The organism is Streptomyces sp. NPDC002032 (assembly GCF_042890765.1).
Taxonomy (GTDB): domain Bacteria; phylum Actinomycetota; class Actinomycetes; order Streptomycetales; family Streptomycetaceae; genus Streptomyces.
On the sequence record NZ_JBIASM010000002.1, the window covers coordinates 743,985 to 768,159 of the forward strand.

Below are 24,175 nucleotides of genomic sequence, written 5' to 3' on the forward strand. Positions count from 1 at the left end.
TCCATGCTGCCCGTAAGCGTCGTCCGCTTGTGGGGCAGGACTTTGATCTTCAGCGATCTGTGAAAGCAGGAACGGCCCTGAATACCCGCCTCGACCCCCGCAACCCCCTCGTGTTCGACACGCACGAGCTGGGTCGGCGTCCTGGTGCCATGCAGCGGCTGTCCAGCGAGATCTCGACCCCGGCCGACTTCGGTCTGGCCGGAGTCATCGGAGTGCCGGAAGGCTCGCCGCTGAAGCTCAAGCTCCGCCTGGAGTCGGTCATGGAAGGGGTGCTTGTCACAGGCACCGCCCGTGCATCGGCCGTGGGGGAGTGCGTAAGGTGTCTGGAGGCCGTCGAGCGCGAGCTCAAGGCGGACTTCCAGGAGATGTTCTCGTACCCTGACGCCGACGACCGGAACCGCTCCAAGGCGGAGCCGGCCGACGACGCCGAGGACGACGAGGACACGCTCTTTCTCGAGGACGGCTTGTTCGACCTCGAACCCCTGCTGCGCGACGTGGTGGTGCTCGCACTGCCGCTGCAGCCGGTGTGCCGGGAGGACTGTCTCGGACTGTGCCCCGATTGCGGGCTCAGCCTGAACGACGACCCGGACCACCACCATGACGCCGTCGACATCCGTTGGGCGGCACTGCAAGGACTCGTCGTGACCGATCAGGACGACGAGAAGGACAACATGAGCGGCACTGCGTCTGACGGAGTTCAGAGCGCCGCCGAGAAGCAGGAGAAGTAGCCGTGGCTGTTCCGAAGCGGAAGATGTCGCGCAGCAACACGCGCCACCGCCGGTCGCAGTGGAAGGCTGCGGTCCCCACCCTGGTTTCGTGTGAGCGTTGCCAGGAGCCGAAGCTCCAGCACATTGCGTGCCCGAGCTGCGGCACCTACAACAAGCGCCAGGTCCTCGAGGTCTGAGCGGCTGGTGAGAGGCGCAATGTCTGAGCTGTCCAACGCTGAGAAGCAGGCAGACAGTAACAACGCGGCCTCGTCCCACACGCTTCTGGAAGGGCGGCTCGGGTATCGACTCGAGTCCGCCCTTCTGGTGCGTGCACTGACCCACCGTTCGTACGCGTACGAGAACGGCGGTCTGCCCACCAACGAACGGCTGGAGTTCCTCGGGGACTCCGTGCTGGGCCTGGTGGTCACGGACACGCTGTACACCACCCACCCCGACCTGCCCGAAGGCCAGCTGGCCAAGTTGCGGGCCGCGGTGGTCAACTCGCGTGCACTGGCGGAGGTCGGGCGTGGCCTCGAACTCGGCTCCTTCATCCGGCTCGGCCGGGGCGAAGAGGGCACGGGCGGCCGGGACAAGGCCTCCATCCTCGCCGACACCCTTGAAGCGGTGATCGGCGCGGTCTACCTCGATCAGGGCCTCGACGCGGCCTCGGAGCTGGTTCACCGGCTCTTCGACCCGCTCATCGAGAAGTCCTCCAACCTCGGGGCCGGCCTGGACTGGAAGACCAGTCTCCAGGAGCTCACGGCGGCCGAAGGCCTCGGCGTACCGGAATATCTGGTCACCGAGACCGGACCGGACCACGAGAAGACCTTCACAGCTGCCGCTCGCGTCGGTGGTGTCTCGTACGGCACCGGCACCGGCCGCAGCAAGAAGGAAGCGGAACAGCAGGCGGCGGAGTCCGCGTGGCGCGGGATCCGTGCCGCCGCGGACGAGCGGATCGCGGCAGCGGCGTCGGCCGCGGCCGCCGCCGCCTCGGCGGAGGTCACGGCCACGGCCGAGGCCGAAGCCGGGAGCGAGGACGGCGGGGCTCCGGCTCCCGTCGACCCCGCACCGCAGGCCTGACGCTTCCTTCGGGACGTTTCCCCGCCCCGCCCCCTGCTCCGGCAGGGGGCGGGGCGGACCCGTTTCCGGGGCCCGGAGCGGGGCCGGTAGGCTCGGCGGCAGCGACCGGATCCGTGTCACCCCGGAGGAGAAACCGTGCCCGAGCTGCCCGAAGTCGAAGTGGTGCGGCGCGGCTTGGAGCGATGGGTGGCCGGGCGCACCGTCGCCGCGGTGGAAGTGCTCCACCCCAGGGCCGTACGCCGCCACCCGGCGGGTGGGGCCGATTTCGCCGCCCGGCTGGCCGGCCGGACCATCGGGGTGCCGATGCGGCGCGGCAAGTACCTGTGGCTGCCGCTGGACGGCCGGGACCTGTCCGTCCTCGGGCACCTCGGGATGAGCGGGCAACTGCTGGTGCAGCCGGCCGGCGCCCCCGACGAGAAGCACCTGCGGATCCGGATCCGCTTCGCCGACTCCGCCGGGACCGAGCTGCGCTTCGTCGACCAGCGGACCTTCGGCGGGCTCTCCCTGCACGAGACCGTTCCCGGCAGCGCCGAGGGCCTGCCGGACGCCATCGCGCACATCGCCCGCGACCCCATGGACCCGCTCTTCGACGAGGGGGCCTACCACCTCGCGCTGCGGGCGAAGCGCACCACCGTCAAGCGGGCCCTGCTGGACCAGTCGCTGATCAGCGGGGTCGGCAACATCTACGCCGACGAAGCCCTGTGGCGTGCGAAGCTGCACTACGAGCGCCCCACCGGCACCCTCACGCGTCCCCGGAGCACGGAACTCCTGACCCACGTGCGGGAGGTCATGGGCGCCGCCCTGGCCGTCGGCGGCACCAGCTTCGACAGCCTCTACGTGAACGTGAACGGCGAGTCCGGGTACTTCGACCGGTCCCTGGACGCGTACGGGCGCGAGGGCGAGCCCTGCCGCCGTTGCGGCACGCCGATGCGGCGCCGGGCCTGGATGAACCGGTCGAGCTACTTCTGCCCGCGCTGTCAGCGGCCGCCGCGCGCGGCGTCGTAGACCCTGCGGGCGGCGAGGACCTCGTCCATGCCGCCCTCCACGAAGCGGATCAGGGAGAGCAGGCGGTCGGCGACCTCGCGGCCGAGCGGGGTGAGCTCGTAGTCGACACGGGGCGGGTTGGTGGGCTGCGCCTCGCGGTGCACGAGGCCGTCGCGCTCCAGGGCGTGCAGGGTCTGGGAGAGCATCTTCTCGCTGACGCCCTCGACGCGGCGGCGCAGCTCGTTGAAGCGGCAGGGGCCCTCGCGCAGCGCGCCGACGGTGAGGCTGCCCCAGCGTCCGGTGACGTGCTCCAGGGTTTCCCGGGAGGGGCAGGCGCGCGCGAAGACGTCGAACGGCAGGCCGGCCGCGTCGGTCCCGGTACAGACAGGTGTCTCCATGACGGACAGCGTACTCCCGGGCAGCGCTAACTGTCTGCTTGCGCTTTCCAAAAGTTAGTGCTTCTCTTTCTCTCGTCGCACCGCCTCCATCCCGGCGGACCGCGGCGCACCCGAAACGCTCTTGAGGAGTTCCGCCATGCCCACCATCGCCGCCCCCGTCGTCTCCATCGCCTACCACTCCGGCTACGGGCACACCGCCGTCGTCGCCGAGGCCGTCCGGGCGGGCGCCGCCGCCGCCGGGGCGACGGTGCACCTGATCAAGGTCGACGCGATCACCGAAGCCGAATGGGAACTGCTCGACGCGTCCGACGCGATCATCTTCGGCTCCCCGACCTACATGGGCACGGCCTCCGGCGCCTTCCACGTCTTCGCTGAGGCCACCTCGAAGCGCTGGTTCGGCGACGCGTGGCGGGACAAGGTGGCGGCGGGCTTCACCAACTCCGCCTCCAAGGCCGGCGACAAGCTCAACACGCTGCAGTTCTTCCAGATGCTCGCCTCCCAGCACGGCATGAGCTGGGTCAGCCTGGGCCTGAAGCCGGGCTGGAACTCCACCGCCGGCAGCGAGTACGACCTCAACCGCCTCGGCTTCTCCTCCGGCGCGGCCGCCCAGACCAACTCCGACGAGGGCCCCGAGGGCGTCCACAAGGCCGACCTCGCGACCGCCGAGCACCTCGGCCGCCGCGTGGCCGAGCACACCCGCGTGGTCGTGGCGGGCCGCGCCGCGCTGGCCGCCGCGCTCTAGAAGCCGAAGTCCTGGGTCCACCAGGGGCCGCCGTCGGCGAAGTAGACGCCGACGCCGAGGGTGCGGAATTCGCAATTGAGGATGTTCGCCTTGTGGTCCGGGCTCTTCATCCAGGCGTCCATCACGGACGCGGCGTCACCCTGCCCGCGGGCGATGTTCTCGCCGCCGAGGCCGCCGATCCCGGCGTTGTCCGCCCGCTTCCAGGGGGTGTTCCCGTCCGGGTCGGTGTGGCCGAAGAAGCCCCGGACGGCCATGTCCTTGCTGAAGGCCCCGGCGAGCGCGGCCAGCGGCGGGTTCGCCCGGACCGGGACGCACCCCGCCTGCGCGCGCGCCTGGTTCACCAGGGTGAGGACGGCGGTCTCCTCGGCGGAGTTCCCGGTGCCGGGCTTCGTGGCGGAGGGGGTGGCGGGCGCGGGGGCCGGGGGCTTGGGGGCGGCCGGCTCGGGGGTCGTGGCCGCGGGCTTCGTGGCCGCGGGCTTCGTGGTCGCCGGGGCCGGGCTCTTCTCCGGCGCCGCCGGCTCGGGCTTCTTGACCTCGGGCTGGGCGGCCGCCGGTGCCTTGGGGGAGGCGGAGGCCGGGGGCGCCGTCGAAGGCGAGGGGGAGGCCGGGGGGGACGCCGGGGCCGAGGGGGTGACGGAGGGGATGCCCGTCCCGGCTCCCGGGTCGGGGACGGAGGAGGCGCGGCCGGACAGGTTGGCCAGGCCGCCCTGCTGCTCGGCGTCCGACCCGTCCGGGCTCGGGGAGGGCTTCGCCACGGCCCGTACGTCGCCGCCGGAGTCCGTGCCGACGTAGGGGAAGGAGCCGCCGACCGGGACGAAGCCGGTGGTCACGGCCGCCGTACCGAGGGCCACGGCCACGGACACGCCGAGCAGGCCGCCCCGCACGACGGTGCGGCGCCGGCCGCCGGGGCGCGGCGTGGTGTGGAGTCGGTGGCGTCCCATCGGCGGCGTGCCTTTCCTGGCAAGATCGAGCTCCTCACCCGAACGGGTGAGTCATTGGTGGGGGACTGTAGCCGATGAGCCATAGGGGGCGATGTGCTCCAAAAGTGTTTGCCCGGTTAGCGTTCATGCATGAATGAAGATGTCCGCCTGACCGCCTGGGTACGCGGCCGGGTACAGGGAGTGGGCTTCCGCTGGTTCACCAGGGCCAACGCTCTGGAGATCGGCGGCGTGGCCGGCTTCGCGCTCAACCTCGACGACGGGCGAGTACAGGTCGTGGCCGAAGGTCAACGTGAGAATTGCCACCGGCTGCTCGACTGGCTCCGCTCCGCCGACACGCCCGGACGGGTGGACGGTGTGACAGAGATATGGGGCACACCGCGCGGTGGTTACGACGGGTTCGCGATTCGGTGACCGATCGACCGATCATGGTCTGATCGGATCTCCGGACGGTGCGCACCCGGTCGGAACTGCGCATTCGTCGCCGACGCGTTGCCCGGCGGCCCGATCCGTGGAAGGCTCGGAGACGAGGCTGATCTCTCCGCCACCCTCGCGGGCCGGGCCGCCCGCCGATACGGGGCGTGATCGTGTTGACCGTCAAACTTTTTGGTGAGACGCTGGAAGCCCCGCGCACCTGAGCTGTTTGGCAGTGCTGGCAGTAGTAAGCGCAGTGACTGACAGTCGCTGCCGGACATCCGCGGGTGCGATTCCCTCACGACCCACACCGCTTCGGTCGGTCACTCAGTGTGGAGGACCATCCATCATGGCAAAGGCGCTTCTCGGTTACGTCGGCGGTTCCGATCCGCGACTCCTCGCCGAGATGCGACGGCTTCAGCAGCGCGTCCAGGACCTCGAGTCCGAGCTCGGACGGATCCAGTCCGAGAACGACGCACTGAACGCGGCCGCCGCTCAGCACGGAGACTCGCTGCTGGACAGCATTGACCTCGACGTACCCCAGGCGGAGCCTGCGCTCACCTGATCCGCGCGCTTACCCGTCGTTCGACTCCAGCCACGCAAGATCTGCAAGGGACGCTTCGGCGTCCCTTCTTTCTTTCACCGCCTCTTTCTTTCACCGCCTTGGCCCCGCCGCGAGCCGCGTACGGCCAGATGGGCGCCGCCACAACGACGGTGGAAGGTAGAGTCCGGCGGCGTGCACCTCAAGTCCCTGACCCTGCGCGGCTTCAAATCCTTTGCCTCCGCGACCACCCTGCGCTTCGAACCGGGCATCACCTGCGTGGTGGGCCCGAACGGATCGGGCAAGTCCAACGTGGTGGACGCGCTGTCGTGGGTCATGGGGGAGCAGGGGGCCAAATCCCTGCGCGGCGGCAAGATGGAAGACGTCATCTTCGCCGGCACCACGGGCCGCCCCCCGCTGGGGCGGGCCGAGGTCTCCCTGACCATCGACAACTCCGACGGCGCGCTGCCGATCGAGTACGCCGAGGTCACCATCACGCGGATCATGTTCCGCGGCGGCAGCAGCGAATACCAGATCAACGGGGACACCTGCCGGCTCCTCGACATCCAGGAGCTGCTCTCCGACTCCGGCATCGGCCGCGAGATGCACGTCATCGTCGGTCAGGGCCAGCTCGACTCGGTGCTGCACGCGGACCCGATGGGCCGCCGAGCCTTCATCGAAGAGGCCGCCGGGGTGCTGAAGCACCGCAAGCGCAAAGAGAAGGCGCTGCGCAAACTCGACGCGATGAAGGCCAATCTCGCGCGGGTGCAGGACCTGGGCGACGAGCTGCGCCGCCAGCTCAAGCCGCTGGGACGACAGGCCGCCGTCGCCCGGCGGGCCGCGGTCATCCAGGCCGACCTGCGCGACGCGCGGCTGCGGCTGCTCGCCGACGACCTGGTCGCGCTGCGCGGTGCGCTCGACGCGGAGGTCGCCGACGAGGCCGCGCTGAAGGAGCGCAAGGAGGCCGCCGAACGGGCCCTCGCCGAGGCGCTGGACCGCGAGGCCGGCCTGGAGGATTCGGTACGCCGCCTCGCACCGCGGCTCCAGCGGGCCCAGCAGACCTGGTACGAGCTCTCCCAGCTGGCCGAGCGGGTGCGGGGGACGCAATCGCTCGCGGCGGCGCGGGTCAAGAGCGCCTCGGCGCCGGTGGAGGAGGAGCGGCGCGGCCGCGACCCCGAGGACCTGGAGCGGGAGGCCGCGCGGATCCGGGAGCAGGAGGCGGAGCTGACGGCCGCTCTGGAGGCCGCCGAGCGGGCGCTGGAGGACACCTCGGAGCACCGGGCCGGGCTGGAGCGGGCCCTCGCCGAGGAGGAACGCCGGCTGCGGGACGCGGCGCGGGCCATCGCCGACCGGCGCGAGGAGCTGGCCCGGCTGACCGGGCGGCTGGGCGCCGCCCGCTCCCGGGCCGGCGCCGCACAGGCCGAGATCGACCGGCTGGTGGCCGCCCGGGACGAGGCGCGGCTGCGGGCGGAGGCCGCGCGGGAGGAGTACGAGACGCTGGCCGAGGAGGTCGGCGGTCTGGAGGACCCCTCGGTGGAGGGGGAGTACGAGCAGGCGCGGGCCGGGCTGGCCGGGGCGGAGGCCGCCCTGGCCGCCGCCCGGGAGGCGCTGACCTCGGCGGAGCGGTCCCGGGCGGCGGTTTCGGCCCGGCGGGAGGCGCTCGCGCTGGGGCTGCGGCGCAAGGACGGAACGGGGGCGCTGCTCGCCGCGCGCGAACGGCTGGCCGGGGTGCTGGGGCCGGCCGCGGAGCGGGTCACGGTCGTCGCGGGATACGAGGTCGCCGTCGCGGCGGCGCTCGGGGCCGCCGCCGACGCGCTGGCCGTGGCCTCGCCGGGGTCGGCGGCCGACGCCATCCGGCACCTGCGCGAAGCCGACGCCGGCCGCGCCACCTTCCTGATCACCCCGCCCCGCCCCCCGGCGGTCCCGCCCCAGCCCGCCGCCCCGGCCGGGCCCGGGACGCCGCTTCCCGGCCAGACGCCGGGTCCGGGCGAGGGGCCGGCGCCGGATTCGGGCCGGGCTCAGGCCTCGGCTGCGGGGTTCGCTCCGGGCCCGGCCCCGGGTCAGGGAGCGGTTTCCGGGGAGGGGCCGCTGCCCGGGGGTGGTGCACGGGTGGCCGCGGTGGCGCCGGACGGGGCGCGGGGGACGTGGGTGGAGGCGGCCCGGCTGGTGGCCGGGGACGCCGAGGCACGGGAGGCCGTGGCCTGGGTCCTGCGGGACCACGTCGTGGTCGGCTCCCTGGAGGAGGCCGAGGCGGTGGTGGCCGCACACCCCGGGCTCGTCGCGGTGACCGCCGACGGCGACGTCCTCGGCGCTCACCTCGCCCACGGCGGCTCCGCCGGTGCGCCCAGCCTGATCGAGGTGCAGGCCGCCGTGGACGAGGCGGCGGCGGAACTGGAACGGCTCGACGGCGAGTGCCGGGAGCTGGCCGGGGCCGAGGAGGCGGCCCGGGAGCGGCGGGCCGCGGCGGCGGCCCTGGCCGAGGAGCTGGCCGAGCGGCGCCGGGCCGGCGAGCAGGCCAGGGCCGGGGTCGCCCAGCAGCTCGGGCGGCTGGCCGGGCAGGCGAAGGGGGCCCTCGGCGAAGCGGAGCGCACCGCCCAGGCCGCAGCCAAGGCCGGGGAGGCGCTGGAACGTGCGCGGGCCGACGTAGAGGAATGCGCGGAGCGGCTCGCGGCCGTGGAGGACATGCCGGCCGAGCGGGAGCCCGACACCTCCGCGCGGGACCGCCTCGCGGCCGACGGGGCGAACGCGCGGCAGACCGAGATGGAGGCCCGCCTCCAGCTGCGCACCCACGAGGAGCGAGTCAAGGGACTGGCCGGCCGTGCGGACGGCCTGGACCGCGCGGCCCGGGCCGAGCGCGAGGCCCGGGCACGCGCCGAGCGGCGTCGCCGGCGGCTGCGCCACGAGGCCGAGGTGGGCCGGGCCGTGGCCGACGGCGCCCGGCAGCTGCTGGCGCACCTGGAGGTGTCGATCGGCCGGGCGGACCGGGAGCGCACGGCGGCGGAAGAGGCCAAGGGACGCTCCGAGCGGGAGCTCGGCGAGGCCCGCGGCCGGGGCCGGGACCTGAAGGCCGAGCTCGACAAGCTCACCGACTCGGTGCACCGCGGCGAGGTGCTCGGCGCCGAGAAGCGGCTGCGGATCGAACAGCTGGAGACGCGGGCGCTGGAGGAGCTGGGCGTGGAGCCGACCGCGCTCGTCGCGGAGTACGGGCCCGACCAGCCGGTTCCGCCGGCCCCGGCGGCCGACGGCGAGGTCCTTCCGGAGGATCCCGGGGATCCGCGCAACCGGCCCGGCCCCTTCGTCCGCGCCCAGCAGGAGAAGCGGCTGAAGGCGGCCGAGCGGGCCTACCAGCAGCTCGGCAAGGTCAACCCGCTCGCGCTGGAGGAGTTCGCGGCGCTCGAAGAGCGGCACAAGTTCCTCAGCGAACAGCTGGAGGATCTGCGTAAAACGCGGGCCGATCTCCTTCAAGTGGTGAAGGAGGTGGACCGGCGGGTCGAGGAGGTGTTCACCCAGGCCTACCGGGACACGGCCCGGGAGTTCGAGGGGGTGTTCTCGCGGCTGTTCCCCGGGGGCGAGGGGCGGCTGGTGCTGACCGATCCGGACGACATGCTGGCGACCGGGGTGGACGTGGAGGCCCGCCCGCCGGGCAAGAAGGTCAAGCGGCTGTCGCTGCTCTCGGGCGGCGAGCGGTCGCTGACGGCCGTGGCGCTGCTGGTCTCCATCTTCAAGGCGCGGCCCAGTCCGTTCTACGTGATGGACGAGGTCGAGGCGGCCCTGGACGACACCAACCTCCAGCGGCTGATCCGGATCATGGAGGAGCTCCAGGAGAGTTCGCAGCTGATCGTCATCACGCACCAGAAGCGGACGATGGAGGTCGCGGACGCGCTCTACGGAGTCTCGATGCAGGGCGACGGCGTCTCGAAGGTGATCAGCCAGCGTCTGCGCTGACCCCCCCTCTGCTTTCAAGAACTGAAGTCAACCCGCCGCCGTGTGCGGTTTACACGACTTTCACATGGACCCTTGACTTCATGAAATGAACGAATAGGCTCGCTCCGCTGTCTCCCGGCTTCCGGTGGTGCCCGATCTTGACCTGTGCGCCACTAGGAGAACGGACGAAACCCCCCACGGAGCACACCTTGACCAGCAGCACAGCGAAGGCACCGACGCCCGGCGGCGGAAGCGCGCCGCAGCCCGACCACCTCGGGCACGTCATCTTCATCACCGCCGCCGCAGCCATGGGCGGATTCCTCTTCGGATACGACAGTTCCGTCATCAACGGAGCGGTCGAGGCCATCCGGGACCGGTTCGACGTCGGCTCCGGCACCCTTGCCCAGGTGATCGCCGCCGCGCTCATCGGCTGCGCCGTCGGCGCCGCCACCGCCGGCCGCATCGCCGACCGGATCGGCCGTATCCGCTGCATGCAGATCGCGGCCGTCCTCTTCACCGCGAGCGCCATCGGCTCCGCCCTGCCGTTCGCCCTCTGGGACCTCGCCATGTGGCGCGTCGTCGGCGGCATCGGCATCGGCATGGCCTCGGTGATCGGCCCCGCCTACATCGCCGAGGTCTCGCCGGCCGCCTACCGCGGCCGGCTCGCCTCCTTCCAGCAGGCCGCCATCGTCATCGGCATCGCCGTCTCGCAGCTGGTCAACTGGGGCATCCTCAACCTCGCCGGCGGTGACCAGCGGGGCGAGATCGCCGGCCTGGAAGCCTGGCAGTGGATGCTCGGCGTCATGGTCGTCCCGGCCGCGCTCTACGGCCTGCTGTCCTTCGCCATCCCCGAGTCCCCGCGCTTCCTCGTCTCGGTCGGCCGCATGGAGAAGGCCAAGACGGTGCTGCGCGAGGTCGAGGGCGACGGCATCGACGCCGACGCCCGGGTCCGCGAGATCGACAGCGCCATCCACTCCGAGGTGAAGTCCACCTTCAAGGACCTCCTCGGTGGCCGCTTCGGCTTCCTGCCGATCGTGTGGACCGGCATCGGCCTCTCGCTCTTCCAGCAGCTCGTCGGCATCAACGTGATCTTCTATTACAGCTCCTCGCTGTGGCAGTCGGTCGGCGTCGACCCGAGCTCCTCGTTCCTGTACTCCTTCGAGACCTCGGTCGTGAACATCGTCGGTACGGTGATCGCGATGCTGTTGGTGGACCGGATCGGCCGCAAGCCGCTGGCCCTCATCGGCTCCGCGGGCATGGCGGTCTCCCTCGGGCTCGCCGCCTGGGCCTTCTCCTACAAGGACACCAGCGGCGGCGAGATCGCCCTGCCGCACGCCCAGGGGCTCGTCGCCCTGATCGCGGCGAACTGCTTCGTCCTCTTCTTCGCCCTCTCGTGGGGCGTGGTGGTCTGGGTGCTGCTCGGCGAGATGTTCCCGGGCCGCATCCGCGCCGCCGCCCTCGGCGTGGCCGCCGCCGCCCAGTGGATCGCCAACTGGGCCATCACCGTGTCGTTCCCGAGCCTTTCGGACTGGAACCTCTCCGGCGCCTACGTCATCTACGCGGTCTTCGCCGTGCTCTCGATCCCCTTCATCCTCAAGTGGGTGCCGGAGACCAAGGGCAAGGCGTTGGAGGAGATGGGGTAACCATCCCCCGCCACCACCCCTCCCCTCCACGGGCACTGCCCCGGCTCAGTCCTTGAGCCGGGGCAGTACCCGTTCGCACAGCAGCTGGAGGCTGCGCCAGCCCTCGTCCACGGGCATCCCCCCGCACAGCGGGTGCAGCACCAGGTTCCCCGTCTCGCCCGCGCTCCGGGCGTACGCCACCGCCTCGTCCGGGGTCAGGACCCGGTAGACGCCCTCCGCGCGCAGCTCGGCCACCGAACGGGCGCCCGACCGCACGGCGCTGCGGATGTCCTTGGACTGCCAGGAGGCGTACATCCCGGCCTCGTGCAGGAACCGGTCCCCGTACTCGGCCCAGACCCGGTCCGGGTCCTCGGCGATGTGCAGCAGCGGGGTCTCGGCGGCGGGCATCATGCAGAACCCCTCGGTGCCGTACTCCGCCAGGCGCGCCCGGTAGTAGGCCTCCAGCTCCGGCAGGTGGGCGCTGGGGAAGAAGGGCAGCCCGAGCCGGGCCGCGCGCCGGGCCGCGGCCTCGGAGCTCCCGCCGACCAGCAGCAGCGGGTGCGGCCGGGTGAGGGGGCGCGGGGTCACCCGTACGGTGCGGCCGCGGAAGGTGAACGGTTCGCCGGTCCACGCCTTCAGCAGGGTCTCCAGCAGCTCGTCCTGGAGCCGGCCGCGCCGGCCCCACTCCACGCCCTGCTGCTCGTACTCCTCGGGCCGGTAGCCGATGCCCGCCACCGTCACCAGCCGGCCGCCGCTCAGCAGGTCCAGGACCGCGATGTCCTCGGCGGCCCGGAGCGGGTCGTAGAGCGGGCCGATGATGGCCGAGACGGTGACCGAGATCCGGCGGGTGGCGCCGAACACTGCGCCCGCGAAGGCGAAGGGGGAGGGCAGCCAGTTGTTCGCGGCGCCGTGGTGCTCCTCGGTCTGGACGGTGTCGATCCCGCGGTCGTCCGCGTACTTCGCCATCTCCAGGGCCGCCCGGTAGCGGGCGGAGAGGGTCTCGGGAGTGCCGTTCGGGTCGACCAGATTGAACCGGGCCACGGTGATGGGCATGGCGCAGTCCCCCTTCGCCGGAGGTGGGTGGGCGGGCGAAGGGGGACGCTAGCTGACGAAGCGTCAGTTGGACAGGGCTCCGGCCGGCTCGGGCTCCTCGGCGGCCCCGCTCCCGGCCGGGGCCGCGGTGCGCGGCAGTACGGCGTACAGCACGCCGGAGGTGAGGATGCCGGTCACCCAGCCGAGGCCGTTCTCGCCGATCCAGGTGGAGGCGAGCGGCCCGCTGAACCACTCCACCTTGGTGAACAGCAGACCCGCCACCAGGGCGGATCCCCAGGCCGTCATCGCCTGCCAGGCGAAACCGCCCCGGTACCAGTAGGCGCTGCCCGGGGTGGTGTCCAGCAGGGCGGCGCCGTCGTAGGACGTGCGGCGCAGCATGTCCACGCCGAAGACGCCGATCCAGGCGGAGAAGGCCACGGCCAGCAGGGTCAGGAAGGAGATGAAGGAGCCGAAGAAGCTGGTGGCGACGACCATCAGCAGGAACCCGAAGACCAGGCTGATGACCGCGTTGACGCTGACCGCCCAGGCGCGCGGGACCTTGATGCCCAGGGTCTGCGCGGTGAACCCGGCGGAGTACATGGACATCGAGTTGATCAGCAGCATGCCGATGAGGGCGATGAGCAGGTACGGCACCGCGATCCAGGTCGGCAGCAGCTCGCCGATGAAGGAGACCGGGTCCTGGGCGGTGGCCAGGTCGGGGGTGCCGACGGCCATGACCGCGCCCATCAGGACCATGGGCAGGACGACCACGCCCGCGCCGCCGATCGTCGCGCCGACCAGGGCCTTGGAGGAGGCGGTCCGGGGCAGGTAGCGGGTGAAGTCCGGGCCGGAGGGCACCCAGCTGATGCCGCCCGCCGCGATGGTGCCGATGCCCGCGACCATCATCGCCGTCGACCCGGCCGGCTTGCCGAAGACGGCCGCCCAGTCGGTGGTGAAGAGCAGGTAGCCGAGCACCAGCACGCTGAACGCGCCGAACAGGTACGTCGACCACTTCGAGCAGACGCGCAGCGCGTTGATGCCGAGCCCCGAGACCACGAAGGTGCAGCCCACGAAGAAGAGCAGGGTGATGACGATCAGGGGGGTGCTGCTCTTGATGCCGAAGAGCAGATCGAGGACGGTCAGCACGGCGTAGGCGCCGCTGACCGCGTTGATCGTCTCCCAGCCCCAGCGGGCCACCCAGATCAGGGCGCCCGGGAAGAGGTTGCCGCGCTGGCCGAACACGGCCCGCGAGAGCGCCATGCCGGGGGACCCGCCGCGCTTGCCGGCGATGGAGATGAGGCCGACCATCCCGTACGAGACCACGGGGGCGGCGACCGCGACGACGAGCACCTGCCAGATGTTCAGCTTGTTGAAGATCACCAGTCCCGCGCCCATGGTGAGCAGCAGCACGCTGATGTTCGCGGCCACCCAGGTGGGGACGAGCTCGCGGACCCGGCCGCCGCGCTCCCCGTCGGGAACGGGCTCCAGGCCGCGGGTCTCGACGGAGGTCTCTTCGGCAGGCATGCGGTACTCCGGTGGGGGAGGGCGGGGGCAAGTCGTCCATCATCGTAGATTTGTCGTTAAAACAACAAATAGAGGCTTACGGCCTGGTGGGAACGTCCAAGGTCCGAGGTCTGGGCCGGCCCGTGGCCGATACTGGGGTGGTTATGGAAATCCTGATCCTTGCTGTAGTCATCGCCCTGGTCGCGGTCGGCGCGATCAGCGGGCTCGTGGTCAGCAGCCGCAAGAAGAAGCAGCTGCCCCCCACGGCGCCGCCGAGCACGCCGACCATCACTGCCCCGCCTGCCGAACCGCAGGTGGGGGAGGACGCCGTAGAGACGGCGCAAGAGCCGCGCCGCACCATCGAGGAGGTCGGACTCCCGGAGGCGGAGCCGGTCACCGAATCGCCGGTCGCCATCGAGGACCCGGTGGTCGCGGCGCCCGAGATCGAGGTGCCCGAGCCCACCGCCGGCCGCCTGGTCCGGCTGCGCGCCCGGCTCGCCCGGTCCCAGAACTCGCTCGGCAAGGGACTGCTCACGCTGCTCTCCCGCGAGCACCTCGACGAGGACACCTGGGAGGAGATCGAGGAGACCCTCCTCATCGCCGACGTCGGTGTCGCGCCGACCCAGGAGCTGGTGGACCGGCTCCGCGAGCGGGTCAAGGTGCTCGGCACCCGGTCCCCCGCCGAGCTGCGCGCGCTGCTGAAGGAGGAGCTGCTGACCCTGCTCGGCACCGACTTCGACCGCGCCGTGAAGACCGAGAGCGGCGTCGACACCCCGGCCGTCGTGATGGTCGTCGGCGTCAACGGCACCGGCAAGACCACCACCACCGGCAAGCTGGCCCGCGTGCTCGTCGCCGACGGCCGCAGCGTGGTCCTCGGCGCCGCGGACACCTTCCGCGCCGCCGCCGCCGACCAGCTCCAGACCTGGGGCGAGCGGGTCGGGGCGCGCACCGTGCGCGGCCCCGAGGGCGGCGACCCCGCCTCCATCGCGTTCGACGCGGTCAAGGAGGGCATCGCCGAGGGCGCGGACGTCGTGCTCATCGACACCGCCGGCCGGCTGCACACCAAGACCGGCCTCATGGACGAGCTCGGCAAGGTCAAGCGGGTCGTCGAGAAGCACGGCCCGCTGGACGAGGTGCTGCTCGTCCTCGACGCCACCACCGGCCAGAACGGCCTGACCCAGGCGCGCGTCTTCGCCGAGGTCGTCGACATCACCGGCATCGTGCTGACCAAGCTCGACGGCACCGCCAAGGGCGGCATCGTCGTCGCCGTCCAGCGCGAGCTGGGCGTTCCCGTCAAGCTCATCGGCCTCGGCGAGGGCCCGGACGACCTGGCCCCCTTCGAGCCGGAGGCGTTCGTCGACGCCCTCATCGGCGACTGACCGGCGACTGAGGCCCGGCTCCGGGATCAGCCGCCCTTACGCGTACCAGTGCCCCCGCATCCGCGCCGGATGCGGGGGCACTGGCGATCGGGGGGCGGGGCTCACGCCCGGAAGCGGTGACAGATGTAGGCCAGGGTGCCCAGCAGCAGCCGGGCCTGCGGGGGGCCGCCGGCGCAGTCCAGCGCGGGGCCGCGCAGCCAGCCGGCCGGGCCCAGGCCCGCGTGGTCGCAGGGCGGGGCGGTCAGGAAAGAGCCCTCGCCCAGGGCGCGCAGGTCCAGATCGGCGTCGTCCCAGCCCATCCGGTACAGCAGCCGCGGCAGCTCGGCGGCCGCCCCGGGGGCGACGAAGAACTGCGCGCGGCCGTCCGGGGTCACCGTCACGGGGCCCAGTGGCAGCCCCATGCGCTCCATCCGCACCAGGGCCCGCCGGCCGGCCTCCTCGGACACCTCGATCAGGTCGAAGGCGCGGCCGACGGGGAGCAGGATCGCCGCGCCCGGGTACTCGCCCCACACCTCGGCGACCTCGTCCAGGGTGGCGCCGCCGGGAACGGTGGGAGCGAAGTCGAGCGGATGCGCCCCCGGCGCGGGGCAGTTCGTATGACCGCAGGAGCAGTCGCGGCCCGGGGCCGCGGCCCGGGCGCCGGGGACCGCGGCCCAGCCCCACAGCCCCGTGTACTCCGCCACCGTCATGCACTCCGAGGTCCGGCCGCGGCGCCGGACGCCGGAACGGAACTCCTTGGTGCCGCGGCTGCCGCCGATCGTGAAGCCCATGCCCATGCCCCCTCCAACGGGTCGGACGCGCCGGTGGTTACGACGTCGGCGGGACCGGTCGGCGGATGGGTGCGGTGCGCCCTTCCACCGGGGCTGCCCGGCGCACTCCTCGCCGCGCGCGCCCCGTGCGCACTCCCGTCCAACCGTTCCGTTTCGCCTCGGTGTCAAGTGAATCGCGCCTGGCCGGTGGCGAGTTCATTCGAAGGGGTGGCGAATGGTGGCGTTTCTGGAATCGACCTCGCGGCAGGGGTGATCGTAGGATTACTTTCGGTGCACGAACCCGTCGGGCGGACCCGACCGTGGGTATGCCGGAGGCAATTTGTGAAGGACCTGTGAAGGTCCCCGGCGGCGCCACCCGCTCCGGCCAAGGTTCGTGGTGAAGAGGCGATGCAGGATGGGGGCGTTCCAGTGAGCGGCAGCGGCGCAAGCGGAACGAGTGGCGAGGCCGCCGACCGGAACGATCAGCTGACCTCGTGGTTCGTCCGCAGCGGCTGGTCCAAGGGCGAACTCGCCCGCCAGGTGAACCGTCGCGCCCGCCAGATGGGCGCCCACCACATCAGCACCGACACCTCCCGGGTGCGCCGCTGGCTCGACGGCGAGCAGCCCCGCGAACCCGTGCCCCGCATCCTGTCCGAGCTGTTCTCCGAGCGCTTCGGCTCCGTCGTCGCCATCGAGCAGCTCGGCCTGCGCACCGCCCACCAGACCCCCTCCGTCTCCGGGGTCGACCTGCCGTGGGCCGGCCCGCAGACGGTGGAACTGCTCAGCGAGTTCTCCCGCAGCGACCTCATGCTGGCCCGCCGGGGCTTCCTCGGGACCTCGCTCGCGCTCTCCGCCGGCCCCGCCCTCATCGAGCCCATGCAGCGCTGGCTCGTCCCGGCCCCGGCCGCCGACCCCGGAGCGCGGGAAGGGGGCGCTGCGGCGGGCGCCGCCGGACACCGGCCGCCCCGGCTCTCCGAACCGGAGCTCGGCCTCCTGGAGGCCACCACGGTGATGTTCCGCCAGTGGGACGCCCAGTGCGGCGGCGGACTGCGCCGCAAGGCCGTCGTCGGGCAGCTGCACGAGGTCACCGACCTGCTCCAGGAGAACCACCCGGCCCCGGTCATGAAGCGGCTCTTCAAGGTCGCCGCGGAGCTCTCCGAGCTGGCCGGCTGGATGAGCTACGACATCGGCCTGCACCCGACCGCCCAGAAGTACTTCGTCCTCGCGCTGCACGCCGCGAAGGAGGGCGGCGACAAACCGCTCGGTTCGTACATCCTCTCCAGCATGAGCCGCCAGATGATCCACCTCGGGCGCCCCGAGGACGCGCTGGAGCTCGTCCACCTCGCCCAGTACGGCAGCCGCGACTGCGCCGGACCGCGCACCCAGGCCATGCTGTATGCGATGGAGGCCCGCGCCTACGCCAACATGGGACAGCCCAGCCGCTGCAAGCGGGCCGTGCGGATGGCCGAGGACACCTTCTCCGACATCGGCTTCGACGGCGAGCCCGAGCCCGACTGGATCCGCTTCTTCTCCGAGGCCGAGCTCAACGGCGAGAACTCCCACTCCTACCGCGACCTGGCCTACGTGGCCGGGCGCAGCCCCACCTACGCCTCGCTCGCCGAGCCGGTGATGCAGCGGGCCGTCGAGCTCTTCTCCAAGGACGAGGAACATCAGCGCTCGTACGCCCTGAACCTCATCGGCATGGCCACCGTCCACCTCCTCCAGCGGGAACCCGAGCAGGCCACGGTCCTCGTGGACCAGGCGCTCGACGTGGCGCGAAAGGTGCGCTCCGAACGGGTGAACAACCGGCTCCGCAAGACCGTCGACAGCGCCGCCCGTGAATACGGCGACGTCGCCGAGGTGGTCCGGCTCACCGACCTGCTCGCCTCCCGGCTTCCCGAGGCCGCCGAGGCGGTCTAGCCCTCCCCGGGGCTCCAGGAGCCTTCGAGTTCCGTTCATCGACGTGTAACACGCACGATCCCTTCGTCATCGCGGCGAAACACCCAGCGGCGCCGCCGGAAACCGGCCTGCGCGAATCTCAGGGCTCATAACCGGCCAGTCCCCAGGCCAGCCCCCCCGGCCTACGCCTTGCGCCGCTCAGGTTTTCACGTTCGCCCGCACGCGGACGTACCGACGACGAGGAGACGCCGATGGCATCAGCCATCACGACCCTCGCGGCAGACGCCCCGACCCTGTCTGCCGCGAACACCGGGTTCATGCTCATCTGCTCCGCCCTGGTCATGCTGATGACCCCGGGACTCGCCTTCTTCTACGGAGGCATGGTCCGCGTCAAGAGCAGCCTCAACATGCTGATGATGAGCTTCATCAGCCTCGGGATCGTGACGATCCTGTGGGTCCTGTTCGGCTTCAGCCTCGCCTTCGGCACCGACTCCGGCTCCCTCATCGGCTGGAACTCCGACTACGTCGGCCTCAGCGGCATCGGGATCACCGAGCTGTGGGACGGCTACACCATCCCGGTCTACGTCTTCGCCGTCTTCCAGCTGATGTTCGCCGTCATCACCCCGGCCCTGATCAGCGGCGCCCTCGCCGACCGCGTGAAGTTCAGCGCCTGGGTGCTGTTCTCCGCCCTGTGGGTCACCGTCGTCTACTTCCCCGTCGCGCACTGGGTCTGGGGCGCCGGCGGCTGGCTCTTCGAGCTCGGCGTCATCGACTTCGCCGGCGGCACCGCCGTCCACATCAACGCGGGCGCCGCGGCACTCGGCGTCATCCTCGTCATCGGCAAGCGGGTCGGCTTCAAGAAGGACCCGATGCGCCCGCACAGCCTGCCCCTCGTGATGCTCGGCGCCGGTCTGCTGTGGTTCGGCTGGTTCGGCTTCAACGCCGGATCCTGGCTCGGCAACGACGACGGCGTCGGCGCGGTCATGTTCGTCAACACCCAGGTCGCCACCGCCGCCGCCATGCTCGCCTGGCTCGGCTACGAGAAGCTCCGCCACGGCTCCTTCACCACCCTCGGCGCCGCCTCCGGCGCGGTCGCCGGTCTCGTCGCCATCACCCCCGCGGGCGGCTCCGTCAGCCCGCTCGGCGCGATCGCGGTCGGCGCCATCGCCGGTGTGCTGTGCGCCATGGCCGTCGGCCTGAAGTACCGCTTCGGCTACGACGACTCCCTCGACGTGGTCGGCGTCCACCTCGTCGGCGGCGTCGCGGGCTCCCTCCTCGTCGGCCTCTTCGCCACCGGCGGCGTCCAGTCCGACGCGGCCGGCCTCTTCTACGGCGGCGGCCTGGCCCAGCTCGGCAAGCAGGCCGTCGGGGTCTTCTCGGTCCTCGCCTACTCCCTCGTCGTCTCCGCCGTCCTGGCCTTCCTCCTCGACAAGACCATCGGGATGCGGGTATCCGAGGACGTGGAGGTCTCCGGCATCGACCAGCACGAGCACGCCGAGACCGCCTACGACTTCAGCGGAGCCGGCGGCGGCATCTCCTCCCGGAGCACCACCGCCCCCGCCCCCGCTGCCGCAGCGAGCAAGAAGGTCGACGCATGAAGCTGATCACCGCGATCGTCAAGCCCTACAAGCTGGACGAGATCAAGGAAGCCCTCCACGCCTTCGGGGTCCAGGGACTGACCGTCTCCGAAGCCAGCGGCTACGGGCGCCAGCGCGGCCACACCGAGGTCTACCGGGGCGCCGAGTACACCGTCGACCTCGTACCGAAGATCCGCATCGAGGTGCTCGTCGACGACGCCGACGCCGAGGAACTGGTCTCCGTCATCGTGAGCGCCGCCAGCACCGGCAAGATCGGCGACGGCAAGGTGTGGAGCGTCCCCGTGGACTCGGTCGTCCGGGTCCGCACCGGCGAGCGCGGCGCTGACGCGCTCTAGGTGACGGGAGCTCCCGGGTGACGAGCGTCGAAGACACCACCGACGGCACGGACGGCCACGACCGCCCGGACGGCTCGGGACCCGGCGGCTACGCCGCGGCCCGGCTGCGTCTCCTCCAGGAGGAGACGCGGTCCGGGCCCGCCCGGCGTTCCGCCCTGTCCACGCTGTCCGACCGGTGGCTGAACGCCCTGTTCACCACCGCGGCCCGGGAGGCCGGCGTACGGGGCGCCGCCCTCGTCGCCGTCGGCGGCTACGGGCGCGGGGAACTCTCCCCGCGCAGCGATCTAGACCTGCTGCTGCTCCACGACGGCAAGGCCCGGCCCGCGGCGCTGAGCACGCTGGCCGACCGCCTCTGGTACCCCGTCTGGGACCTCGGACTGTCCCTGGACCACTCCGTACGGACCCCGGCCGAGGCCCGCAAGACCGCCGCCGAGGACCTCAAGGCCCACCTCGGACTGCTGGACGCGCGGCTCGTCGCCGGGGACGCCGGGCTGCTCGCCGGGGTGCGCACCACGGTCCTGGCCGACTGGCGCAACCAGGCGCTGCGGCGGCTCCCGGAGCTGCACGCCCTGTGCCTGGAACGGGCCGAACGGGCCGGGGAGCTGCGCTTCCTGCTGGAACCCGACCTGAAGGAGGCCCGCGGCGGGCTGCGCGACGCCACCGCGCTGCGGGCCGTCGCCGCCTCCTGGCTGGCCGACGCCCCCCGCGAGGGACTCGCCGACGCCCGGCGGCGGCTGCTGGACGCGCGGGACGCGCTGCACCTGGTGACCGGCCGGGCCAGCGACCGGCTCGCCCTCCAGGAGCAGCCCCAGGTCGCCGCCCGGCTGGGACTGCTCGACGCGGACGCGCTGCTGCGCGAGGTGTACGAGGCCGCCCGGGTGATCTCCTACGCCGGCGACGTCACCTGGCGCGAGGTCGGCCGGGTGCTGCGGGCCCGGGCCGCCCGGCCCCGGCTGCGCGGACTGCTCGCGGCCCGGGGGGCGACCGCCGGCGAGCGGGCCCCGCTCGCCGAGGGCGTGGTGGAGTCCGACGGCGAGGCCGTGCTGGCGCTGGCCGCCCGGCCCGACCGGGATCCCGTCCTGCCCCTGCGCTTCGCCGCGGCCGCCGCCCAGGCGGGCCTGCCCGTCTCGCTGCACGCCGTACGCCGCCTCGCGGCCCAGAGCCGGCCGCTGCCCGTGCCCTGGCCGGCGGAGGCCCGGGAACAGCTGCTCACCCTGCTGGGCGCCGGGGAGCCCACGGTGGCCGTCTGGGAGGCGCTGGAGGCCGAGGGGCTGATCACCCGGCTGCTCCCCGACTGGGAACGGGTGCGCTGCCGGCCGCAGCGCAACCCCGTGCACACCTGGACGGTGGACCGCCACCTCATCGAGACGGCCGTACGGGCCTCCGCGCTGACCCGCCGGGTGGGCCGCCCCGACCTGCTGCTGATGGCCGCCCTGCTGCACGACATCGGCAAGGGCTGGCCCGGCGACCACTCGGTGGCCGGCGAGACCATCGCCCGCGACACGGCCGTCCGGCTGGGCTTCGGCCCGCAGGACGCCGCCGTGCTGGCCACCCTCGTACGCCACCACCTGCTGCTGGTCGACACCGCGACCCGGCGCGACCTCGACGACCCCGCGACGGTGAAGGCCGTCGCCGAGGCCGTCGGCTCCACCGCCACCCTGGAGGTGCTGCACGCCCTCACCGAGGCCGACGCGCTCGCCACCGGGCCCGCCGCCTGGAGCACCTGGCGCGGCTCCCTCGTGGCCGACCTCGTCTCCCGGGTCGCCGCCCTGCTGAGCGGCGCCGCGCCCGCCCCCGCCGAGCTGGAGATCCCGACCACCGAACAGGAACGCCTCGCGGTGGAGGCCCTGCGCACCGGGGAACCGGTGCTCGCGCTGCACACCCGCCGGGAGGAGGACGACGCGGTCGGGGTCGAACTCGTCGTCGCCGTCCCGGACCAGCCCGGGGTGCTCCCGGCGGCGGCCGGGGTCCTGGCGCTGCACCGGCTGACCGTACGGGCGGCCGAGCTGCGCTTCCTGGAACTCCCCGACCGGCTGGGCGAGGCCCTGGTGCTGCGCTGGCGGGTGGCCGCCGAATACGGGGCGCTGCCGCAGGCCGCCCAGCTGCGGACCGACCTGCTCCGGGCGCTGGACGGCTCCCTGGACGTCCCGGCGAAGCTGGCCGACCGCGAGGCGGCGTACCCCAGGCGGCGCGGGGTGGTCCCGCCGCCGCCCCGGGTCGCGGTCGTCCCGGACGTCTCCTCGCTGGCCACCGTCCTGGAGGTGCGGGCGCCCGACGCGGTGGGGCTGCTGCACCGGATCGGGCGCGCCCTGGAGGCCTGCGGGGTCCGGGTGCGCAGCGCCCACGTCTCGACCCTCGGCGCCAACGCGGTGGACACCCTGTACGTGGTCGACACCGACGGCAAACCCCTGCCCGCCCCCGACGCGGCCGCCCTGGCCACGGCGGTGGCGGCTGCCCTGGCGTAGGCTCCCGCCCGCCTCTCCGGACCCCCGCCCGGGGCCCGGGGAGGCAGCCCCGGCGCACCGGAAGGGGTGCCGCCGGGCGGAAATCCGCCCGCAGGGCCGGGCAGGCGGCGTGGCCCGATACCCTGGGGGACGACCACCACGCCCCCGACCCGAGGAATCGCGACCACCGTGTTCGATACGCTTTCCGACCGCCTCAGCGCGACCTTCAAGTCCCTCCGGGGCAAAGGCCGCCTCTCCGAGCAGGACATCGACGCTGCGGCGCGGGAAATCCGTATCGCCCTCCTCGAGGCCGACGTCGCGCTTCCCGTCGTCCGCTCCTTCATCGCGAACGTCAAGGAAAGGGCCCGTGGCGAGGAGGTCAGCAAGGCGCTGAACCCCGGCCAGCAGGTCCTGAAGATCGTCAACGACGAGCTGGTCTCCATCCTCGGCGGTGAGACCCGCCGGCTGCGCTTCGCCAAGACCGCGCCCACCGTGATCATGCTGGCCGGTCTCCAGGGTGCCGGTAAGACCACCCTGGCCGGAAAGCTCGGCCTCTGGCTGAAGGGCCAGGGCCACTCCCCGCTGCTGGTCGCGTGTGACCTCCAGCGCCCCAACGCCGTCAACCAGCTGTCCGTGGTCGCCGAGCGCGCGGGCGTCGCGGTCTACGCGCCCCAGCCCGGCAACGGCGTCGGCGACCCGGTCCAGGTCGCGAAGGACTCCGTCGAGTACGCGCGCACCAAGCAGTACGACATCGTCGTCGTCGACACCGCCGGCCGCCTCGGCATCGACGCCGAGCTGATGCAGCAGGCCGCGGACATCCGCGACGCCGTCAGCCCGGACGAGATCCTCTTCGTCGTCGACGCCATGATCGGCCAGGACGCGGTCAACACCGCCGAGGCCTTCCGCGACGGCGTCGGCTTCGACGGCGTCGTGCTCTCCAAGCTCGACGGCGACGCCCGCGGCGGTGCCGCGCTCTCGATCGCGCACGTCACCGGCAAGCAGATCATGTTCGCCTCGAACGGCGAGAAGCTCGACGAGTTCGACGCCTTCCACCCCGACCGCATGGCGGGCCGGATCCTCGACATGGGTGACATGCTCACCCTCATCGAGCAGGCCGAGAAGACCTTCTCGCAGGCCGAGGCCGAGAAGATGGCGGCCAAGCTCGCCAAGGGTCCCAAGGAGTTCACGCTCGACGACTTCCTGGCCCAGATGGAGCAGGTCCGCAAGATGGGCTCCATCTCCAAGCTGCTCGGCATGCTCCCGGGCATGGGCCAGATCAAGGACCAGATCAACAACATCGACGAGCGCGACGTGGACCGCACCGCCGCGATCATCAAGTCGATGACCCCGGCCGAGCGCCACGACCCGCACATCATCAACGGCTCCCGCCGCGCCCGCATCGCCAAGGGCTCCGGCGTCGAGGTCAGCGCCGTCAAGAGCCTCGTCGAGCGCTTCTTCGAGGCCCGCAAGATGATGTCCCGCATGGCCCAGGGCGGCGGGATGCCCGGAATGCCGGGCATCCCGGGCATGGGCGGCGGTCCCGGCCGGCAGAAGAAGCAGATCAAGCAGGCCAAGGGCAAGCGCAAGAGCGGCAACCCGATGAAGCGCAAGGAAGAGGAGGCCGCGGCCGCGGCCCGGCGCGAGCAGGGTCCGCAGGCCGTCGAGCCCGCCGCCGGCGGCAACCCGTTCGGTCTCCCCGCGGGCGGCCAGGGCGGTCAGGACTTCGACCTGCCGGACGAGTTCAAGAAGTTCATGAAGTAGACCGGGCGGGCGTACCCGGTACGTGAGGAGGGCCCCGGCCGTGCACGCGCACGGCCGGGGCCCTCCCGTTTCTGCGGGGGCAAACGTCCTGTTTGTCGCCTATGGTCGGCCGGGAGGACGGCATA

The 24,175-nt window shown here is 72.4% G+C and carries 20 protein-coding genes; 15 read left to right on the forward strand and 5 right to left on the reverse strand.

Annotation, left to right across the window (positions count from 1 at the left end; translation table 11 throughout):
- Positions 1–77: 77 nt before the first annotated feature.
- From ACFYYT_RS07495 to mutM, 4 genes are all read left to right on the forward strand, one after another.
- On the forward strand, positions 78–728 hold the full coding sequence (locus ACFYYT_RS07495) for a DUF177 domain-containing protein (protein WP_351829770.1): 651 nt from the start codon (positions 78–80) through the stop codon (positions 726–728).
- 2 nt (positions 729–730) lie between these two features.
- Positions 731–904 carry a 50S ribosomal protein L32 gene (rpmF, locus tag ACFYYT_RS07500; RefSeq protein ID WP_003965982.1) on the forward strand — a complete coding sequence of 58 codons (174 nt, stop codon included), beginning with the start codon at positions 731–733 and terminating at the stop codon, positions 902–904.
- A 19-nt stretch (positions 905–923) separates the two neighbouring features.
- Positions 924–1,787, forward strand: a complete 864-nt coding sequence (gene rnc, locus ACFYYT_RS07505; protein WP_351829742.1) for a ribonuclease III — start codon at positions 924–926, stop codon at positions 1,785–1,787.
- 135 nt (positions 1,788–1,922) lie between these two features.
- On the forward strand, positions 1,923–2,792 hold the full coding sequence (mutM, locus tag ACFYYT_RS07510) for a bifunctional DNA-formamidopyrimidine glycosylase/DNA-(apurinic or apyrimidinic site) lyase (protein WP_351829740.1): 870 nt from the start codon (positions 1,923–1,925) through the stop codon (positions 2,790–2,792).
- Here the strand turns inward: mutM and ACFYYT_RS07515 are convergent.
- Positions 2,765–3,169: a helix-turn-helix domain-containing protein gene (locus ACFYYT_RS07515; protein ID WP_351829738.1), complete on the reverse strand. Its 405-nt coding sequence runs from the start codon at positions 3,167–3,169 to the stop codon at positions 2,765–2,767. The two genes, mutM and ACFYYT_RS07515, sit on opposite strands and share 28 nt — an antisense overlap.
- A gap of 136 nt (positions 3,170–3,305) precedes the next feature.
- Here ACFYYT_RS07515 and ACFYYT_RS07520 point away from each other — a divergent pair, with 136 nt between their 5' ends.
- Positions 3,306–3,911: a flavodoxin family protein gene (locus ACFYYT_RS07520; protein ID WP_385323298.1), complete on the forward strand. Its 606-nt coding sequence runs from the start codon at positions 3,306–3,308 to the stop codon at positions 3,909–3,911.
- Here the strand turns inward: ACFYYT_RS07520 and ACFYYT_RS07525 are convergent.
- Positions 3,908–4,852, reverse strand: a complete 945-nt coding sequence (locus ACFYYT_RS07525; RefSeq protein ID WP_351829735.1) for a CAP domain-containing protein — start codon at positions 4,850–4,852, stop codon at positions 3,908–3,910. The two genes, ACFYYT_RS07520 and ACFYYT_RS07525, sit on opposite strands and share 4 nt — an antisense overlap.
- 129 nt (positions 4,853–4,981) lie before the next feature.
- Here ACFYYT_RS07525 and ACFYYT_RS07530 point away from each other — a divergent pair, with 129 nt between their 5' ends.
- From ACFYYT_RS07530 to ACFYYT_RS07545, 4 genes are all read left to right on the forward strand, one after another.
- A complete protein-coding gene (locus ACFYYT_RS07530) occupies positions 4,982–5,263 on the forward strand; it encodes an acylphosphatase (protein ID WP_351829733.1) in 282 nt (93 codons plus the stop codon).
- A gap of 349 nt (positions 5,264–5,612) precedes the next feature.
- Positions 5,613–5,828 carry a hypothetical protein gene (locus tag ACFYYT_RS07535; protein ID WP_030227372.1) on the forward strand — a complete coding sequence of 72 codons (216 nt, stop codon included), beginning with the start codon at positions 5,613–5,615 and terminating at the stop codon, positions 5,826–5,828.
- Between the two features lie 171 nt (positions 5,829–5,999).
- Complete coding sequence (locus ACFYYT_RS07540; RefSeq protein WP_388607108.1) at positions 6,000–9,749, forward strand: AAA family ATPase; 3,750 nt, start codon at positions 6,000–6,002, stop codon at positions 9,747–9,749.
- 188 nt (positions 9,750–9,937) lie between these two features.
- A complete protein-coding gene (locus ACFYYT_RS07545; protein ID WP_351818192.1) occupies positions 9,938–11,371 on the forward strand; it encodes a sugar porter family MFS transporter in 1,434 nt (477 codons plus the stop codon).
- A gap of 45 nt (positions 11,372–11,416) precedes the next feature.
- Here ACFYYT_RS07545 and ACFYYT_RS07550 read toward each other — a convergent pair whose 3' ends face one another.
- Both ACFYYT_RS07550 and ACFYYT_RS07555 read right to left on the reverse strand, forming a co-directional pair.
- Positions 11,417–12,403 carry an LLM class flavin-dependent oxidoreductase gene (locus ACFYYT_RS07550; protein WP_351818195.1) on the reverse strand — a complete coding sequence of 329 codons (987 nt, stop codon included), beginning with the start codon at positions 12,401–12,403 and terminating at the stop codon, positions 11,417–11,419.
- A gap of 63 nt (positions 12,404–12,466) precedes the next feature.
- Positions 12,467–13,906 (reverse strand): cytosine permease, encoded by a 1,440-nt coding sequence (locus ACFYYT_RS07555; protein WP_351818198.1) that lies wholly within the window; start codon positions 13,904–13,906, stop codon positions 12,467–12,469.
- A 143-nt stretch (positions 13,907–14,049) separates the two neighbouring features.
- Between ACFYYT_RS07555 and ftsY the strand changes: the two genes are divergently transcribed.
- Positions 14,050–15,264, forward strand: coding sequence for a signal recognition particle-docking protein FtsY (gene ftsY, locus ACFYYT_RS07560; protein ID WP_351818201.1), 1,215 nt, complete (start codon positions 14,050–14,052; stop codon positions 15,262–15,264).
- Positions 15,265–15,365: 101 nt separating this feature from the next.
- Here ftsY and ACFYYT_RS07565 read toward each other — a convergent pair whose 3' ends face one another.
- Positions 15,366–16,034, reverse strand: a complete 669-nt coding sequence (locus ACFYYT_RS07565) for a bifunctional DNA primase/polymerase (protein ID WP_351818204.1) — start codon at positions 16,032–16,034, stop codon at positions 15,366–15,368.
- Positions 16,035–16,442: 408 nt separating this feature from the next.
- On the opposite strand from ACFYYT_RS07565, the gene ACFYYT_RS07570 reads away from it, so the two are divergent.
- The 5 genes from ACFYYT_RS07570 (at position 16,443) to ffh (ending at position 24,050) form a co-directional block, all read left to right on the forward strand.
- Positions 16,443–17,933: a hypothetical protein gene (locus ACFYYT_RS07570; RefSeq protein ID WP_385322475.1), complete on the forward strand. Its 1,491-nt coding sequence runs from the start codon at positions 16,443–16,445 to the stop codon at positions 17,931–17,933.
- Positions 17,934–18,163: 230 nt separating this feature from the next.
- Complete coding sequence (locus tag ACFYYT_RS07575; protein ID WP_351818210.1) at positions 18,164–19,510, forward strand: ammonium transporter; 1,347 nt, start codon at positions 18,164–18,166, stop codon at positions 19,508–19,510.
- Positions 19,507–19,845 carry a P-II family nitrogen regulator gene (locus tag ACFYYT_RS07580; protein WP_351818213.1) on the forward strand — a complete coding sequence of 113 codons (339 nt, stop codon included), beginning with the start codon at positions 19,507–19,509 and terminating at the stop codon, positions 19,843–19,845. Before ACFYYT_RS07575 ends, ACFYYT_RS07580 begins: the two co-directional genes overlap by 4 nt.
- Before the next feature lie 17 nt (positions 19,846–19,862).
- On the forward strand, positions 19,863–22,310 hold the full coding sequence (locus ACFYYT_RS07585) for a [protein-PII] uridylyltransferase (protein WP_351818216.1): 2,448 nt from the start codon (positions 19,863–19,865) through the stop codon (positions 22,308–22,310).
- 168 nt (positions 22,311–22,478) lie between these two features.
- A complete protein-coding gene (gene ffh, locus ACFYYT_RS07590; RefSeq protein WP_351818219.1) occupies positions 22,479–24,050 on the forward strand; it encodes a signal recognition particle protein in 1,572 nt (523 codons plus the stop codon).
- Positions 24,051–24,175: the final 125 nt, after the last annotated feature.